This window comes from Sulfitobacter brevis (genome assembly GCF_900112755.1).
Lineage (GTDB): Bacteria > Pseudomonadota > Alphaproteobacteria > Rhodobacterales > Rhodobacteraceae > Sulfitobacter > Sulfitobacter brevis.
Genome location: NZ_FOMW01000006.1, coordinates 16,661 through 31,588 on the forward strand (window position 1 = coordinate 16,661; position 14,928 = coordinate 31,588).

14 protein-coding genes are annotated in these 14,928 nt (G+C 61.2%); 9 read left to right on the forward strand and 5 right to left on the reverse strand.

Annotated elements, in window-relative coordinates; genetic code table 11:
• Positions 1-16 precede the first annotated feature (16 nt).
• From hflK to BM174_RS09355, 4 genes are all read left to right on the forward strand, one after another.
• The gene (hflK, locus tag BM174_RS09340) at positions 17-1,234 is read left to right on the forward strand and encodes an FtsH protease activity modulator HflK (RefSeq protein ID WP_177209454.1); all 1,218 of its coding nucleotides are present in this window, start codon (positions 17-19) and stop codon (positions 1,232-1,234) included.
• On the forward strand, positions 1,234-2,133 hold the full coding sequence (gene hflC, locus BM174_RS09345) for a protease modulator HflC (protein WP_093923600.1): 900 nt from the start codon (positions 1,234-1,236) through the stop codon (positions 2,131-2,133). The genes hflK and hflC overlap by 1 nt, the downstream gene beginning before the upstream one ends.
• The gene (locus BM174_RS09350; protein WP_093923601.1) at positions 2,130-2,324 is read left to right on the forward strand and encodes a DUF2065 domain-containing protein; all 195 of its coding nucleotides are present in this window, start codon (positions 2,130-2,132) and stop codon (positions 2,322-2,324) included. Before hflC ends, BM174_RS09350 begins: the two co-directional genes overlap by 4 nt.
• Positions 2,325-2,621: 297 nt before the next feature.
• Positions 2,622-4,040: a Do family serine endopeptidase gene (locus tag BM174_RS09355; RefSeq protein WP_425442350.1), complete on the forward strand. Its 1,419-nt coding sequence runs from the start codon at positions 2,622-2,624 to the stop codon at positions 4,038-4,040.
• An 85-nt stretch (positions 4,041-4,125) separates the two neighbouring features.
• Here the strand turns inward: BM174_RS09355 and BM174_RS09360 are convergent, their stop codons facing one another.
• Positions 4,126-4,695 carry a peptidoglycan-binding domain-containing protein gene (locus tag BM174_RS09360; protein ID WP_093923603.1) on the reverse strand — a complete coding sequence of 190 codons (570 nt, stop codon included), beginning with the start codon at positions 4,693-4,695 and terminating at the stop codon, positions 4,126-4,128.
• 178 nt (positions 4,696-4,873) lie between these two features.
• On the opposite strand from BM174_RS09360, the gene BM174_RS09365 reads away from it, so the two are divergent.
• Positions 4,874-5,197 (forward strand): 2Fe-2S iron-sulfur cluster-binding protein, encoded by a 324-nt coding sequence (locus BM174_RS09365; protein WP_093923604.1) that lies wholly within the window; start codon positions 4,874-4,876, stop codon positions 5,195-5,197.
• Positions 5,197-5,997, forward strand: coding sequence for an FG-GAP repeat domain-containing protein (locus tag BM174_RS09370; protein ID WP_093923605.1), 801 nt, complete (start codon positions 5,197-5,199; stop codon positions 5,995-5,997). The genes BM174_RS09365 and BM174_RS09370 overlap by 1 nt, the downstream gene beginning before the upstream one ends.
• 78 nt (positions 5,998-6,075) lie before the next feature.
• Here BM174_RS09370 and purD read toward each other — a convergent pair whose 3' ends face one another.
• Entirely contained in the window at positions 6,076-7,341 is a 1,266-nt protein-coding gene (purD, locus tag BM174_RS09375; RefSeq protein WP_093923606.1) for a phosphoribosylamine--glycine ligase, read from the reverse strand.
• 72 nt (positions 7,342-7,413) lie between these two features.
• Between purD and xseA the strand changes: the two genes are divergently transcribed.
• Positions 7,414-9,033, forward strand: coding sequence for an exodeoxyribonuclease VII large subunit (gene xseA, locus BM174_RS09380; protein ID WP_093923607.1), 1,620 nt, complete (start codon positions 7,414-7,416; stop codon positions 9,031-9,033).
• Positions 9,034-9,056: 23 nt separating this feature from the next.
• Here xseA and BM174_RS09385 read toward each other — a convergent pair whose 3' ends face one another.
• Together BM174_RS09385 and BM174_RS09390 are read right to left on the reverse strand one after the other, a co-directional pair.
• On the reverse strand, positions 9,057-9,452 hold the full coding sequence (locus BM174_RS09385) for a hypothetical protein (RefSeq protein WP_093923825.1): 396 nt from the start codon (positions 9,450-9,452) through the stop codon (positions 9,057-9,059).
• A 49-nt stretch (positions 9,453-9,501) separates the two neighbouring features.
• Positions 9,502-10,515 (reverse strand): alkane 1-monooxygenase, encoded by a 1,014-nt coding sequence (locus tag BM174_RS09390; protein ID WP_093923826.1) that lies wholly within the window; start codon positions 10,513-10,515, stop codon positions 9,502-9,504.
• Between the two features lie 173 nt (positions 10,516-10,688).
• On the opposite strand from BM174_RS09390, the gene BM174_RS09395 reads away from it, so the two are divergent.
• Positions 10,689-12,401: an NAD(P)H-dependent oxidoreductase subunit E gene (locus BM174_RS09395; RefSeq protein ID WP_093923608.1), complete on the forward strand. Its 1,713-nt coding sequence runs from the start codon at positions 10,689-10,691 to the stop codon at positions 12,399-12,401.
• A 13-nt stretch (positions 12,402-12,414) separates the two neighbouring features.
• Here BM174_RS09395 and BM174_RS09400 read toward each other — a convergent pair whose 3' ends face one another.
• Positions 12,415-13,350 carry a lytic transglycosylase domain-containing protein gene (locus tag BM174_RS09400; protein WP_245766314.1) on the reverse strand — a complete coding sequence of 312 codons (936 nt, stop codon included), beginning with the start codon at positions 13,348-13,350 and terminating at the stop codon, positions 12,415-12,417.
• 50 nt (positions 13,351-13,400) lie between these two features.
• On the opposite strand from BM174_RS09400, the gene ftsY reads away from it, so the two are divergent.
• Positions 13,401-14,906 (forward strand): signal recognition particle-docking protein FtsY, encoded by a 1,506-nt coding sequence (gene ftsY, locus BM174_RS09405; protein ID WP_218152923.1) that lies wholly within the window; start codon positions 13,401-13,403, stop codon positions 14,904-14,906.
• Positions 14,907-14,928 lie beyond the last annotated feature (22 nt).

The window sequence follows — 14,928 nt, forward strand, 5'->3', positions numbered from 1 at the left end:
ATGAAGGGAAGATTACATGGCAGGAAATTCGGGCGGCCCATGGGGCGGCGGAGGAAATAAGGGTGACGGAGGTGATCGTGAGGAGCGCCCTTCGGGCAATCGTGGCAATGGCGGCGGGCGTGGCCCGGGCGGCGATCGGCCACAGATGCCAGAAATTGATGATCTGGTCAAAAAAGGTCAGGAGCATCTGCGCGTTTTGATGGGGGGCGGCTCTGGTCGTGACCGGACCGGCGGCACAGGTGGCTCCGGTGGTGGCAATGGTCCGATGCTGACCGGCGGCACAATCGGTTTGGGCTTGGTTGCGGCCGGCCTGCTCTGGGCTTTCGCGAGCTTCTACACCGTACGGCCTGAACAGCAGTCGATTGAACTCTTCTTGGGCGAGTTCTCCGGCGTTGGTACCGAAGGTCTGAACTTTGCGCCTTGGCCCGTTGTCACCGCCGAAGTCTTCGATGTGACCACCAACCGCACAGAAGAGCTGGGGGTGAACAAAGGCAGCACCGACAACGAAGGTCTGATGCTGACCACCGATGAAAACATCGTGGACATCGATTTTCAGGTCGTCTGGAACATCAAGAACGCCAAAGATTTCAAATTCTCGCTGCGTGACCCCGAGGCTGCCGTGCGGGCAATCTCTGAGTCCGCGATGCGCGAAGTCATTGCGCAATCCGAACTGGCACCGATCCTGAACCGTGACCGTGCCTCTGTTGCCGAACGTGTTAAAGAACTGATCGAGACCACTCTGGACAAACGTCAGGCTGGCATCAACATTCTGCGGGTCAACGTGAACAAAGTCGATCCGCCCAAACAGACGGTGCAGGTCACCAATGCAGCTGGTCAGACGACCACACAATCGGTTGTTGATGCTTTCCGCGATGTGCAGGCCGCCGAGCAGGAGCGCGACCGGGTCGAGCGTCAGGCAGACGCCTATGCAAACAAAAAAACCGCCGAAGCCCGTGGTGAAAGCGCGCAGTTGATGGAAGCTGCGGAAGGCTACCGTGCCCGCGTTGTGAACGGTGCCGTCGGTGAGGCCAGCCGTTTTGAAGCTGTGCTCAAGGAATATACGGCCGCGCCAGAAGTTACCCGCAAGCGGCTTTATATCGAAACAATGGAAAAAGTGCTGGGTGACGTGGAAAAGATCATTCTTGAAAACAACACCGGAAACGGCACAGGCCAGGGCGTCGTGCCTTACCTGCCGCTCAATGAATTGCGTCGCAACTCGGGAGGGTCGAACTAATGCGTAAACTCGGATTATTAATCCCCGTCGTCGTGGTTGTGCTGGTTGGCATACTGGCATCGATCTTTGTTGTGGATGAGCGCGAAAAGGCGCTGGTGCTGCGCTTTGGTCAGATCAAGCAGGTCCGCACCGAGCCCGGTATCGGGTTTAAAGTGCCTTTGCTGGACGAAATCGTGCGCTTTGAGGACCGTATCCTGACGCTGGAAACACCGGTGATCGAAGTCACGCCCGCCGATGATCGCCGTTTGGAAATTGACGCCTTTGTCATGTACCGTATTGCCGATATCGTGCAGTACCGCCAAGCGATTGGTGTGGGCGGCGAACGTCAGGCCGAGAGCGAATTGCGCGGTATTCTGGAATCCCAGATCCGAGCTGTTCTGGGTTCGCAGGGTGTGACCTCCAACACCATCCTGTCGCCTGAGCGTTCTGCCTTGATGGACCAGATCCGCGAACGCTCCGACTCGCGTGCGCAGCTTTTGGGGCTGGATGTGGTTGATGTGCGTCTGCGCCAGACCAATCTGCCAGAGCAGAACTTTGATGCGACGCTGCAACGGATGATCGCCGAGCGGGAACGCGAAGCGACAGACGAGCGCGCCCGTGGCCGTGAAGCTGCCCAGCGGGTCACCGCTCTTGCAGACCGGACCTATGAGGTCATCCTGTCGGAAGCCCGTCGTGATGCCCGCATCATCGAAGGTGAAGCCGACGCCGAGCGCGCCAACATCTTTGCAAAAGCCTATGGACGCGATCAGGAATTCTTTGAATTCTACCGCTCGCTGTCCGCCTATGAGGAAGCCTTGAAGGGCGAGAACTCCACTATGGTTCTCTCGCCTAACAGCGAATTCTTCAACTATCTGCGCTCCGATCAGGGCAGCCGGTCCAACGAAGGCGAGACCAATTGAGCCTTCTGCTGCTGGCCTTCGGGTTGGTGATGATACTGGAGGGGCTGGCCTATGCGCTGGCCCCTTCGCTTTTGGAGCGCATGCTGGAAGTGCTGCGCAGCCTGCCTGAGAGCGCCGTGCGCCAGATCGGCGCGCTGGTTGTCGTCGCGGGCATTTTCCTTGTTTGGGTTGCTTTCCAGATCGGGATGTAAGGCGCTGACCGGTTGGCCGCCCCTCATGCTTTTCGCGCTCCCGTGTGCGGCAAGCCCCGCGGCTCCACAGTTTTGAAATATCTGCCCCGATATCATCACGCAGTGGTGAGGCGGTTGAAATGCGCCAGAATCACCACATCTTTGATGTTGCGGCGCAGGCATGCAGGATGCACTCTGCGTCTCAATACGTGTCCTCTTCGGGGTGACATCAGAATTTGACAGGAGACGATGATGCAGTCACAGGTCCGCGCGCGAGCCAGAGCCCTTCACGAGACCCCGGTGTTCAGAGCATTTCTAATGAGCGTGCTGACCTTGGCATTTATCATCCTTCAGGCTGTGGCCGTATTGGCCAAGCCCGAGAGCCTTGCCCCGCTGGCCGAAAAGATCAGCCCATCCGTAGTTAACATCACCACCTCAACGATGGTCGAAGGCCGCACCGGCCCGCAAGGCATTGTGCCCGAAGGCTCGCCTTTTGAAGATTTCTTCCGCGAATTTCAGGACCGCAACAGCGACGGCGACGGGCAGCAGCCGCGCCGATCCTCGGCGCTGGGGTCGGGTTTTGTGATCTCCGAAGACGGGTTTGTCGTCACCAACAACCACGTGATCGAGGGTGCCGACGAAATTACCATCGAGTTTTTCTCGGGCTTGGAGCTTAAGGCAGAAGTTGTCGGCACCGATCCCAACACCGACATCGCCTTGCTGAAGGTTGAGGCGACCACACCGCTGCCCTTCGTCAACTTTGGCGACAGCAATGCCGCCCGTGTTGGTGATTGGGTGATCGCGATGGGTAACCCGTTGGGGCAGGGGTTCTCTGTCTCCGCGGGCATTGTTTCGGCCCGTAACCGTGCGCTGAGCGGCACCTATGACGACTACATCCAGACCGACGCGGCGATCAACCGGGGCAACTCAGGTGGCCCCTTGTTCAACATGGACGGCGAAGTGATTGGCGTGAACACCGCAATCCTGTCCCCCACCGGCGGTTCCATCGGGATCGGCTTTTCGATGGCGTCAAACGTGGTGACCCGCGTTGTGGACCAGTTGAAGGAATTCGGTGAAACACGTCGCGGCTGGTTGGGCGTGCGTATTCAGGACGTGACCGAAGATGTCGCCGATGCGATGGATCTGGCCAAGGCCACCGGCGCACTGATCACAGATGTACCTGACGGTCCCGCCAAGGACGCAGGCCTGCAAACAGGCGATGTCATCTTGTCGTTCGACGGCGTTGACGTGGCCGACACGCGCGGCTTGGTCCGCCAGGTCGGCAACAGCCCCGTAGGCCAGACCGTGCGCGTCACTGTCATGCGCGACGGCAAGAGCCAGACCATTAAAGTGGTTCTGGGCCGCCGCGAAGACGCAAACTCTGACGCCCCCGTTGCACCGGAGAATGAGGAAAACCCTGCTGAAGTTTCCCCCCAGACCACATCGCTGTTGGGGTTGACCCTCACGCCACTTACTGACGAGATGCGCGAAGAACTGGCCGTGGGCGACACAATGAACGGCCTTGCGGTGACCGAAGTCGACGAAGCGTCAGAGGCCTTTGAAAAAGGTCTGCGCGCTGGAGACGTGATCACCGAAGCCGGTCAGCAAAAAGTTGTGACCATTGCAGAGCTTGAGGAGCGCTTGACCTCTGCCAAGGAAGCGGGCCGCAAGTCACTGCTGCTACTTGTGCGCCGCGCTGGCGATCCCCGCTTCGTCGCGCTGACTTTGGCTGAGTAAGCCTCAATATTGGGCACTGTTTAAAAACTAAAAAAGCGCCTCCAATCGGGGGCGCTTTTTTCATAGGTCCAATGCCTCTTCGTACCTACAAAGTCGAGCGCGGCACCGCGATCAGCCCCAGTTCACGCGCCGTCTCCAAAGACAATACGCCACTATCCGGCCCGTCGCTGCGTTGGAGTTTCTGAACCGCGGCGCGCGTTGCGGCATCCATCTCGCCATTCACAGCGCCCGCATAAAGCCCGCGCGCTTGCAAAGCCCGTTGCAGGGTTTCCACAAACTCGACCGTCAAAACCTCGTTGCAGGGCGTCTCGAACCAGTTTTCAACCCGCTGACGCACGATCTGCTGCCGCGTCTCGGTGTTATAGACCGGCGGTTTGGCAATGGTGCCATCAGCGTTCACCTTGGCGGGCGATATCTGCACCTGTTCGGTCACGCTCTCAATCACCGCAGGGCTGACGGTTTTGCCCCAGCAGCTGCCTTCCGCTGCACCGTGCGGGCCATTGCGGGTCGGCTCGTAAACCCCCGGCTCCGGCCTTTCAGCCTTGTCCCCTTGCGTGGTGTCTCCACAGCCCGCAAGCACCAGCGACAGGCCCAATGACAGGCCAAGCCAGAGCGGTGCGGATGCGGTGGGTCGTGAAAGTGGTGCCTGTGTCATCGCCCAATGCCTCTTGGGTCTATTGCTCGGCCAGCAACCTAGCTTTTTTTGCCTGCATTGCAAAGGGGATGCGGCATTTGTTGCAGCCCTCCGCGCAACATGACGCAAAAGGGCTGGCACAGCCGATGCGTGCTTAGTAGACAAGGCCAAAGCGAATTATTGAGAAAGGGCTGTGAGCATGGCCAAGATCACATATGTCGAACATAGCGGCACCGAACATGTCGTCGATGTTGCCAATGGCCTGACGGTCATGGAAGGCGCACGCGACAACAATATCCCCGGCATCGAAGCCGATTGCGGCGGTGCATGCGCCTGCTCGACCTGCCATGTCTATATCGATCCGTCTTGGGTCGAAAAACTGCCCGCGAAAGACGACATGGAAGAAGACATGCTCGATTTCGCTTATGAGCCCAACCCCGCCACCTCGCGGCTGACCTGCCAGATCAAGGTCACTGACGCGCTGGATGGCCTGCGGGTGCAAATGCCCGAAAAGCAGATTTGATGGGCAGGCTGCGGTTCGGTGCGCTGACCCTCATCGCGCTGGCTGTGGCCGGATCATCGGCGGCGGCATGCCAGATGCCGCCCCACAAAACCACCCAGATGCCGCAAACCGTGCGTCTGGCCGAAGACAGCAGCACTGTCGCAGGTGCGTGGTTTGACGGCCCCTCCACCATCTATCCGCACGGCATTCTGGGCGATGCGATCGAACCCACGGTGCTGGCGGCTTATTCTCCTCATGCCAAATCATCCTGTGGTGACATCCGCGCCGCTTCGGGCTCTGATCACGTTTTCGAGGACGTGGCCCCGCGCCAGATCGACCTCGACAACGACGGCACGCCCGAGATCATCGTGGTGCGTACCCACCTGAAAAAAGGCGCACAGCTCGCAATTTATAAAGACACACGGGACGGACTGCTGACCCTGATCGCGACGACCCCCTATATCGGGCGCCGCAACCGCTGGCTGGCGCCCATTGGTGCCGCCGATCTTGACGGTGACGGCACCATCGAGATTGCTTATATCGACCGTCCGCATCTGGCAAAAATTCTGCGGGTCTGGCGCTTTCAGAAAGATACCCTGACTGAAATTGCCCAAATGTCGGGCCTCACCAACCACCGCATTGGCGAATCCGACATCGGCGGCGGCATCAGAACCTGCGCTGGCGCGCCTGAGATGGTGGTCGCGAGCGCCGATTGGTCACAGATCATGTTGGTCCGGCTTAGCGAGGGTAAGCTTTCCAGCACGCCTTGGGGCCCGCACAGAGGCCGCGAAAGCTTCGCCCGCGCCTTATCCTGCTCTTAACTCTCGTTTAGGCTAAAATATCCCCAGAGGTGGGGTGCGGGGGGCAGCGCCCCCTGCGGTTCTTTACACTACTCCGCCTCAGCCGAGCGCACGCCACCCGATATCGCGACGGCAAAACCCTTCAGGCCAGTCAATACCGTCAACCATCGCATAGGCCCGCTCCCGCGCCTCGCTCAGCGTCGCGCCGCGTGCAGTCACATTCAACACCCGCCCGCCCGTGGCGACAATCTCGCCCTTCTGCTCTGCCGTTCCGGCATGAAATACCATCTGCGACGCAGTCTCCGGCAGGGTGCCAAGACCGTTGATCACGCTGCCCGTCTGGTACGACCCCGGATATCCCGCTGCCGCCATCACGACAGTCAGCGCATGATCCTCGGCCCAATTCACCCGCATCTCGCTCAAACGCCCGCGGGCGGTCGCCTCGATCAGATCAAAAGCCTGCGCGCCCAGCCGCATCATCAAAACCTGACACTCCGGATCACCAAAGCGCACGTTGTATTCCACCAGCCGTGGCACGCCGTCCTTGATCATCAATCCTGCGTAAAGCACGCCCTGATAGGGGGTGCCGCGCCGCGCCATTTCGGCCATGCAGGGACGGATGATTTCCGCCAGGGCCCGCTCGGCAATCTCGTCGGTCAGCACTGGCGCGGGGGAATAGGCTCCCATGCCGCCGGTGTTGGGGCCGGTATCGCCATCGCCCACACGCTTGTGATCCTGCGCCGTGCCAATTGGCAGCACCGTTTCACCATCACACAGCACAAAGAAGGACGCCTCTTCGCCTTCCATGAATTCCTCGATCACCACTTCGGTGCCCGCATCGCCAAAGGTGCCGTCAAACATTGTATCCACGGCTTCTAACGCTTCGGCGTCAGTCATCGCGATGATCACGCCTTTGCCCGCCGCCAGCCCGTCTGCCTTGATCACGATCGGCGCGCCCTGCGCTTTGACATAGTCTCGCGCCGCTGCGGCATCGGTGAAATGGCCATAAGCCGCTGTCGGCGCCTTCACGGCGTCGCATATCTCTTTGGTAAAGGCTTTGGAGGCTTCAAGCTCTGCCGCCGCTGCCGAGGGGCCAAATACTGCAAACCCAGCGGCCCGCAAATCATCGGCCACACCGGCGGCCAAGGGCGCCTCGGGGCCGACAATCACGAAATCGATGTTATTCTCTTCGCCAAAGGCCACCACCGCAGCGCCGTCCAGAATATCCAGCGTCGCACAATCGGCGATCTTGGCGATGCCCGCATTGCCCGGTGCCACGATCAGCTTGTCGCATTTTGGGTTCTGCATCACCGCCCATGCCAACGAGTGTTCGCGTCCGCCGCTGCCCAGAATGAGGATGTTCATGCAACCAGTGCTCCCTTGGCCTTCGTTGCTGGGCGTTCTAAGCTGCGCCAGCCAGATGCACAAGGACGCCCCATGGACCTGCTAGACGACCCGACCCCGGGCTCCAACACCCCTGAATTCACTGTCTCCGAGATCGCCGGATCGGTCAAGAAACTGGTCGAGGCCGAACTCGGCTGGGTGCGAATCAAGGGCGAGGTCGGGCGCGTGGTGCAGGCGCGGTCGGGGCATCTGTATTTTGACCTCAAGGACGACCGCTCGGTTCTGTCTTGCATGACATGGAAAGGCCAGATTGCCGCGCTGGGTATTGTGCCCGAAGAAGGTACCGAGGTCGTTGCCGAAGGCAAGATGACCGCCAGCGGTTTTCAATCAAAATACGCGCTGAACGCGCAGCGCATCGCCATCGCGGGCGAGGGCGCGCTGATGGCGCTGCTGGAGAAACGTAAAAAGGCGCTCGCCGCCGAAGGGTTGTTCGACGAAGCGCGCAAGAAACCCCTGCCGTATCTGCCTGAAATCATCGGTGTCGTGACCTCGCTGCAGGGCGTGGTGATCCGCGACATCCTGCACCGGTTGCGTGACCGGTTTCCGCGCAAGGTGCTGGTCTGGCCCGTTGCGGTGCAGGGCGCGGCCTGTGCGCCCGAAGTCGCCCGCGCCATCGCGGGCTTTAATGCGCTCACTCCCGGCGGCGCGATGCCACGGCCCGATCTGATTATCGTGGCGCGGGGCGGCGGCTCGGTCGAAGACCTCTGGGGCTTTAACGAAGAAATCGTAGCACGCGCAGCGGCGGCCTCGGACATCCCGCTGATCTCTGCCGTGGGGCACGAAACCGACACCACCCTGATCGACTATGTTGCCGACCGCCGCGCCCCAACGCCGACGGCTGCCGCCGAACTGGCGGTGCCCGTGCGCCACGAGCTTGCCGCTTGGGTCGACGGGCAGGGTGCCCGGCTGGGCCAATTGCTCAGCCAAAGCCTGACGAACCGCCGCCAGCGTCTGCGCGATATGGCCCGCGCATTGCCGCGCAAAGAGAGCCTGCTCGACGGGCCTTGGCAGCGCTTTGACCGTGCCTCTGACAAGCTGGGGCCGAGCCTGATTGCCGGCGTGCAGCGGCGTCGCGTGCATCTGTCTGAAATCTCGGGACCACTGCGCCCTGCAACGCTCGCGCGGCGTGTGGCGGAGCAACGCCGTGGTCTGGCGCAATCAGGGGCGCGGCTGGGGCCTGCCTTGGCGCGGCCTGTGGCGCTCAAGCGCCGCGAGTTGGACAAGACAGATGAAAGACTCGCCCCCGCTCTGGCGCGTCGTGTCGCGAAAAATCGCAATGATTTTGAAGCCCAACTGCGCCGTCTGCGCCCTGAAACCCTGATCCGCGATAACGCTGCGAAACGCTCCCAGCTCGACCAGATGCTCGCGCGTCTGTCCAAGGCCGGCAACCGCCAGATCGGCGATTGGCAGCGCAAGATTGACGCTTTGGACCGGCTGCGGGTCACGCTTGGCTATGAGGCGACGCTGGAGCGGGGCTTTGCTGTGGTGCGCAGTGGCGGGGCGGTTGTGACCTCGGTCACCGGCGCCGCGAGGGCTGAGACGTTGGAACTGCAATTCGCTGATGGGCGCATCGAGATTGGCGGAAGCGCGGGGCAGGCGACCGCAAAAGCGCAAAAACCGGCGGGGCCACCAGATGAGGGATCGCTTTTATAGCGGCTTAAGTCTGGCAATGGTCCCTAGACGCCGACTTTCGGGCCAAGGCACAACATCTCCTGATCGATGTCTTGCGCCTCGTAAAGCTCTGTTGCGGCGGGATTGTTCTCAAACTGTGCGATCAGGCCAGTGGGGCCCTCGCGAAACGTCCAGCACTGCGGATCGGGGTTTTCCTCATAGGTAAAGCAAATTTGGCCCGCGTCTTCGTACCACGTGCCTTCCTTGCATTCGCCGTCAAGGAACGACCACTGAACACGGCGATTCTTGTGATAGACCTCGGCGCCGTAAGGTTGCCCGCTCTGCCCGTAAAACAGGGTTTTCCCGCTGGTATAGGCCTCGAAATCCGCGCCCGACATGGATTGCTGGGCGGCGGCAGGCAGGGCGGCGAACGCCCATAGGATCACGGCAAGATGTCTCATGAGGCCAGATTGGCAGAGAGCGCGGCGCGGTGCCAGTGTGCAAAAGGCATTACGCGGCATCCTGCCAGCGCGCGACGCGGCGGTCCATCAGCCTACGCCATAGTGGCGGGAACAGCGCGACCACTGCCATCACCGGCAAGGAGCGCGGCAAAACCGGCATCGTATCAGGGGTAATCTCAAGCGCCGGAAAGGCACGGGTCGGGCGCAGATGGTGGTCGGAATGGCGCGCGGCGTTCAACAACATCGCGCCGGAATACCACTGCGGCGCGTTCCAGCTGTGTTGCGGGCCGACAGGTTCGGGTTTGCCGCCTGGCAGGCTGCGCCGTCGCAGGCCGTAGTGCTGCACGTAATCCGACAGATAAAGTTGAAGTTGGGCATAGCTGGCCAAGGCCAGATGCACCAGTACACCACGCCAACCGGCGAATGCGAAGCTGATCAGCAGCACCACAAAGCTACCGCCGACCCAAGCGATATAGGGGTGCGACAGCGGGTTAAGCGGCGTGGTCGCACGGGCGCGGTGCAGGGTATCGGCCCGCCATCCGGCGCTGAACTCGCCGCGCATGGCACGCAAAGCAAAACGCCAGAATCCTTCGCCGCGCCGTGCCGAGTTAGGATCGGCGTCGGTCGCGGCATGAATGTGGTGCACCCGCAAATGCGCCGACACGTGATGCCCGTGCAGAAGCGAGACATAAATCGCTGCCCCCACACGCCGTGGCCAGCGGCTCGCGGCGTGGATCAACTCATGCGCGTTAGAGTTCGAGACCTGCCCGAAATAGAGCCCTAGCGTGATGTAAATCAACAGCTTGTCGACCAGCGACAAATGCGTGCCCGCCCCTAAGGACCAAACCCCGAGCCCCAGCAGGGCGAAATGCACTGTTGCCAGTGTCAGGCTCAGCGCCCGCCCCGATTGCACAAGAGGGGCAATGTCGCGCGCCAGCCGGTCGAGCCCGAACACCAGCACCGTGACCGAGCCCAATGCCATCAGCGGCCACGGCCCGCCAAACAAGCAGGCGAGTGTTGCTAAAACGGCAGGGGTCAGGCTGGCGAGCGTAAACCAGAGCATGGCGGGGGTCCGATCAGGTGTCACAGGTTTCATATAGGCAATTTGCGCCACCACCAAGAACAACGCGGCGTGCGATGCAACGCAAAGCGCTGCACAACTGTCGTTTTTTGATCGCGGCGCGGCGACGCGGTTTGCTACTGTCGGGGCAATCACCGGATATAAGGGCCCGTTTCATGGCACTGGACGAATACGCAAAGAACGCAGGCAAAACCCCCGAGAAGGGGGTCTGGAAGTCCGGTAAGGGCAAGGGACGCCACTACACCAAGGGCCGCCAGTTGCAGGATGACGCATGGACCGAAGTGCGTAGCCTCTTGGGCGCCGCACCGCGCCAGCGTGATTTGCTGATCGAATATCTGCACTTGATCCAGGACGAATATGGCTGCCTGTCTGCGGCCCATCTGCGTGCCTTGGCCGAGGAAATGCGCCTGTCGATGGCCGAAGTTTACGAGGTCGCAACCTTTTATGCCCATTTTGACGTGGTCAAGGAGGATGAAACACCGCCCCCCGCGCTAACCATCCGTGTTTGTGATTCGCTTTCTTGCGAGCTGGCCGGGGCGCAGGCGCTAAAGGCCGCCCTGGAAAATGGGTTGAACGCGTCAGAGGTACGGGTTCTACGCGCACCTTGCATGGGCCGCTGCGACACCGCGCCGGTGCTTGAGATCGGGCACAACCATATCGACCACGCCACGCCGGAGAAGGCGATGGCGGCGATCGCGGCGGACGACACCCATGCGCATCTGCCTGACTATGAGACGTTTGCGAGTTATGCCGCCGACGGTGGCTATGCCGTGTTGAAGGACCTGCGAGAGACCGGAAATTGGGAGACGGTGCAGGAGAAAGTGCTGGCCTCGGGGCTGCGCGGCTTAGGCGGGGCGGGGTTCCCGTCCGGCAAGAAATGGGGATTTGTGCGCGCCAACGCGGGGCCGCGTTACATGGCGGTGAACGGCGACGAAGGCGAGCCCGGCACCTTCAAGGACCGCTGGTATCTGGAGCGTACGCCGCATCTGTTTCTTGAAGGTATGTTGATTGCCGCTTGGGCGGTCGAGGCGGAGAAAATCTTTTTGTATATGCGGGATGAATACCCCGCAGTTCTGGAAATTCTGCGGCGTGAGATCGCAGCGCTGGAAGCGGCAAACATTGTCCCCGCAGGCTATATCGATCTGCGGCGCGGCGCAGGAGCCTATATCTGCGGCGAAGAATCCGCGATGATCGAGAGCATCGAAGGCAAACGCGGTTTGCCACGCCACCGCCCGCCGTTCGTGGCGCAGGTCGGCATCTTTGGCCGCCCGACGCTGGTGCATAACGTCGAAACTCTGCATTGGGTCGCGCGGATTTGCCGCGAGGGGCCAGAGGTTATGTCCTCCACAGAACTCAATGGTCGCAAAGGTTTGCGCAGCTATTCAGTATCGGGGCGCGTTGCGGCACCGGGGATGTATCTGTTGGCGGCGGGTTCAACCATCACCGATGTCATCGCCGCAGCAGGCGGCATGGCGGCGGGTCATGTGTTTAAAGCCTATCAACCGGGTGGGCCGTCATCGGGCCTGTTGCCCGCGTCAATGAACGACATCCCGCTCGATTTTGATACCTTGCAGCCGCATGGCTCTTTCATCGGATCGGCTGCTGTAATTGTTCTATCCGAAAGCGATAGTGCGCGGGCGGCAGCCTTGAATATGTTGCGTTTTTTCGAGGATGAAAGCTGTGGACAGTGCACGCCTTGCCGTGTCGGCTGTGAAAAAGCCGTGAAGCTGATGCAGGCAGAGCGCTGGGATACTGGCCTTCTGGAAGAATTGAGCAGCGCGATGGTTGATGCGTCGATCTGTGGCTTGGGGCAGGCTGCGCCGAACCCGATCCGGATGGTGATCAAGCACTTCCCCGAGGAGGTTTGACGCTGATACAACGCTATTTATTCGCGTAGACCGCGCAGGTGCAGCCCGCGGCGCGCACTGTTGCGCAAAGCTTGTCGGCAGCCTCGCGGCTGTTGCGACTGACCCGCGCCATGACAAAGCCCTTCTGCCTGCTGGCACGGTGCTTGACCTTGATGTAATCCGGCTTTTCGCCTGAAAACGGCGCGGGGCAACTGGCAATGCGCCGCGCATATGCGGCCTGCGCCTGTGCCTTTGATTTGCCAAAGGCAATCTGTACGCCCCAAGGCTTTAGCGGCGGTTCAGGCTGTTTGAGCGGGGTTAGGCGGCGGGCCTTGCCCATCGCGTAGCAGGCGGGCAAGAAGTCCTCGGTCTTCGACAGGCGGAAATCGGGCTTCTCGGGCGGGGCATCGCGCCAAGTTTCGGCGTCCAACCCTGTGATGATCGGCACGTAAGCTATGGTTTCATCAGCCAGACCGCCGCCTTGCAAAAACCCTTCGACCCGACGCTCGCCGCCGTTGTACCCGATCGCCGCCAGCCCCTCGTTGCCGTAACGGCGCGACATTTCCGCCAGATATTGCGCAGAATGCTCCAGCGCATCAGCGGGATTGTAAGGGTCGGCCAGACCGCGCAGCGCGGCGGTTGAGGGGATGAACTGCGCGATGCCACGGGCATTAGCGTGGCTCAGCGCATTGGGATCAAAGCGGCTCTCCTGCCAGATCAGGCGGGCGAAAAAGTCGCGGTTCAGCCCGTGCCGTTCTGAAAAAACCGCGATGGCATTGCAAGTGTCATAGACGAAATGCGCGCCACGAATGCAGTGGGATTGCCCCCATTTGGTGCTGGAGCATTGAAGATCAGGCGGCTCGGCCCAAGCTGCCTGCACCCAGAATAGCGCCAAAATGGTGATCAAAATTCTCATATTCCGGTGGTGCGGTTTACCGCCGGAAGTGTCAATCGCCTGCTGCCCTTCCATCTGCCGCCCCTTGGGTTTAGATCATGCAAAACCTAACGCGGAGTGGCCCCTTGGCATTTTTCAAAAAGCTGAAAGAGCGTCTGTTCAATTCGTCGTCAAAGATTGATGAGGGATTGGAAGCGATTGTCGGTGACGGCGGCGAAGAAGAGGTCATCGAGGCGCAGGCAGACGCTCAGGACACGGCCGCGCGCGAGGCGAGAGACGCAGAGGCCCGTGAGGTTGAGGATGCCGCGCGCGCGGAAGCCGAAAACCAGCGCCGCGCCGCAGAGACTGAACGAGCCGCCCGCGACGCAGCCGCCGAAGCCGAGCGCGTCGAGGCCGGGCGCGCCGCTGCGATCAAAGCCCAACAGGAAGCCGCCGAAGAGTTGCGCCGCGCCGCTGCCACGGCTGCAGAGGGTGAGGCCGCAGAGACCGCCCGCAAGGCGGCAGAACAAGCGACCGCCGAGGCCGCTGCCGCGCAAGCTGCGCGGGAGGCCGCCCAGAAATCTGCCGCCGAGCAAGCTGCCCGCGATGCCGAGGTTCGGGCCGCTGCCGAGCAGCAGGCGCGTGAACACAAAGCCCGCGAAGATGCTGAAAATGCCGCCCGCGCCAAACTGGCCGCCACGATGGCCCCCGTAGCACCCTCGCTTGAGGCCGTGACCCCCGTCGCACCTTCAAAGCCAAGTCTGCTGGGCCGATTGATCGGGCGCAGCGCCGCCGCCAAGCCTGACACCGTCGTGCGCCGCGTCCTTGATGACGAGATGCTGGAACAGTTGGAGGAATTGCTGATCTCGGCGGACATGGGCGTGGATACGGCACTGCGGGTTACGGCCAATATGGCCGAGGGCCGGTTTGGCCGTAAACTTTCGGTTGCCGAGATTAAAGAGCTGATGGCGCAGGAAATTGCGCGGATCATGGAACCTGTGGCTAAGCCGCTGCCGCTATATGCCAAGACGCCGCAGGTGGTTTTGGTGGTCGGCGTCAATGGGTCGGGCAAGACTACGACTATTGGCAAGCTGGCCAGCCAGTTTAAGGCTGCGGGCAAGCAGGTGGTGATTGCCGCAGGCGATACGTTTCGCGCCGCAGCGGTGGAGCAGTTGCAGGTCTGGGGCGAGCGCGCTGGTGTGCCGGTACTAACCGCCGCGCAGGGTAGTGATCCGGCCAGCCTTGCCTTTGACGCCATGGCCCGCGCCGAGGCCGACGGTGCTGATCTGTTGCTGATCGACACCGCGGGTCGCTTGCAAAACCGCGGTGATCTGATGGAAGAGCTCGCTAAAATCGTGCGGGTAATCCGCAAGAAGGATCCGTCTGCGCCGCATAACACCTTGCTGGTCCTTGATGCGACGACCGGACAGAACGCGCTGAACCAAGTGAAGGTTTTCCAAGAGATTTCTGATGTGTCCGGTCTGGTGATGACCAAGCTGGACGGCACCGCCAAGGGGGGTGTGCTGGTGGCTTTGGCCGATAAGTTTGGCCTGCCGATCCATGCAATTGGCGTGGGCGAGCAGATCGACGACCTGTCGCCCTTTGATCCACAGGAATTTGCCGATGCGTTGGTCGGGGTAAGCCGGGAGTGAATCGCGATACGCGTCATGGCTG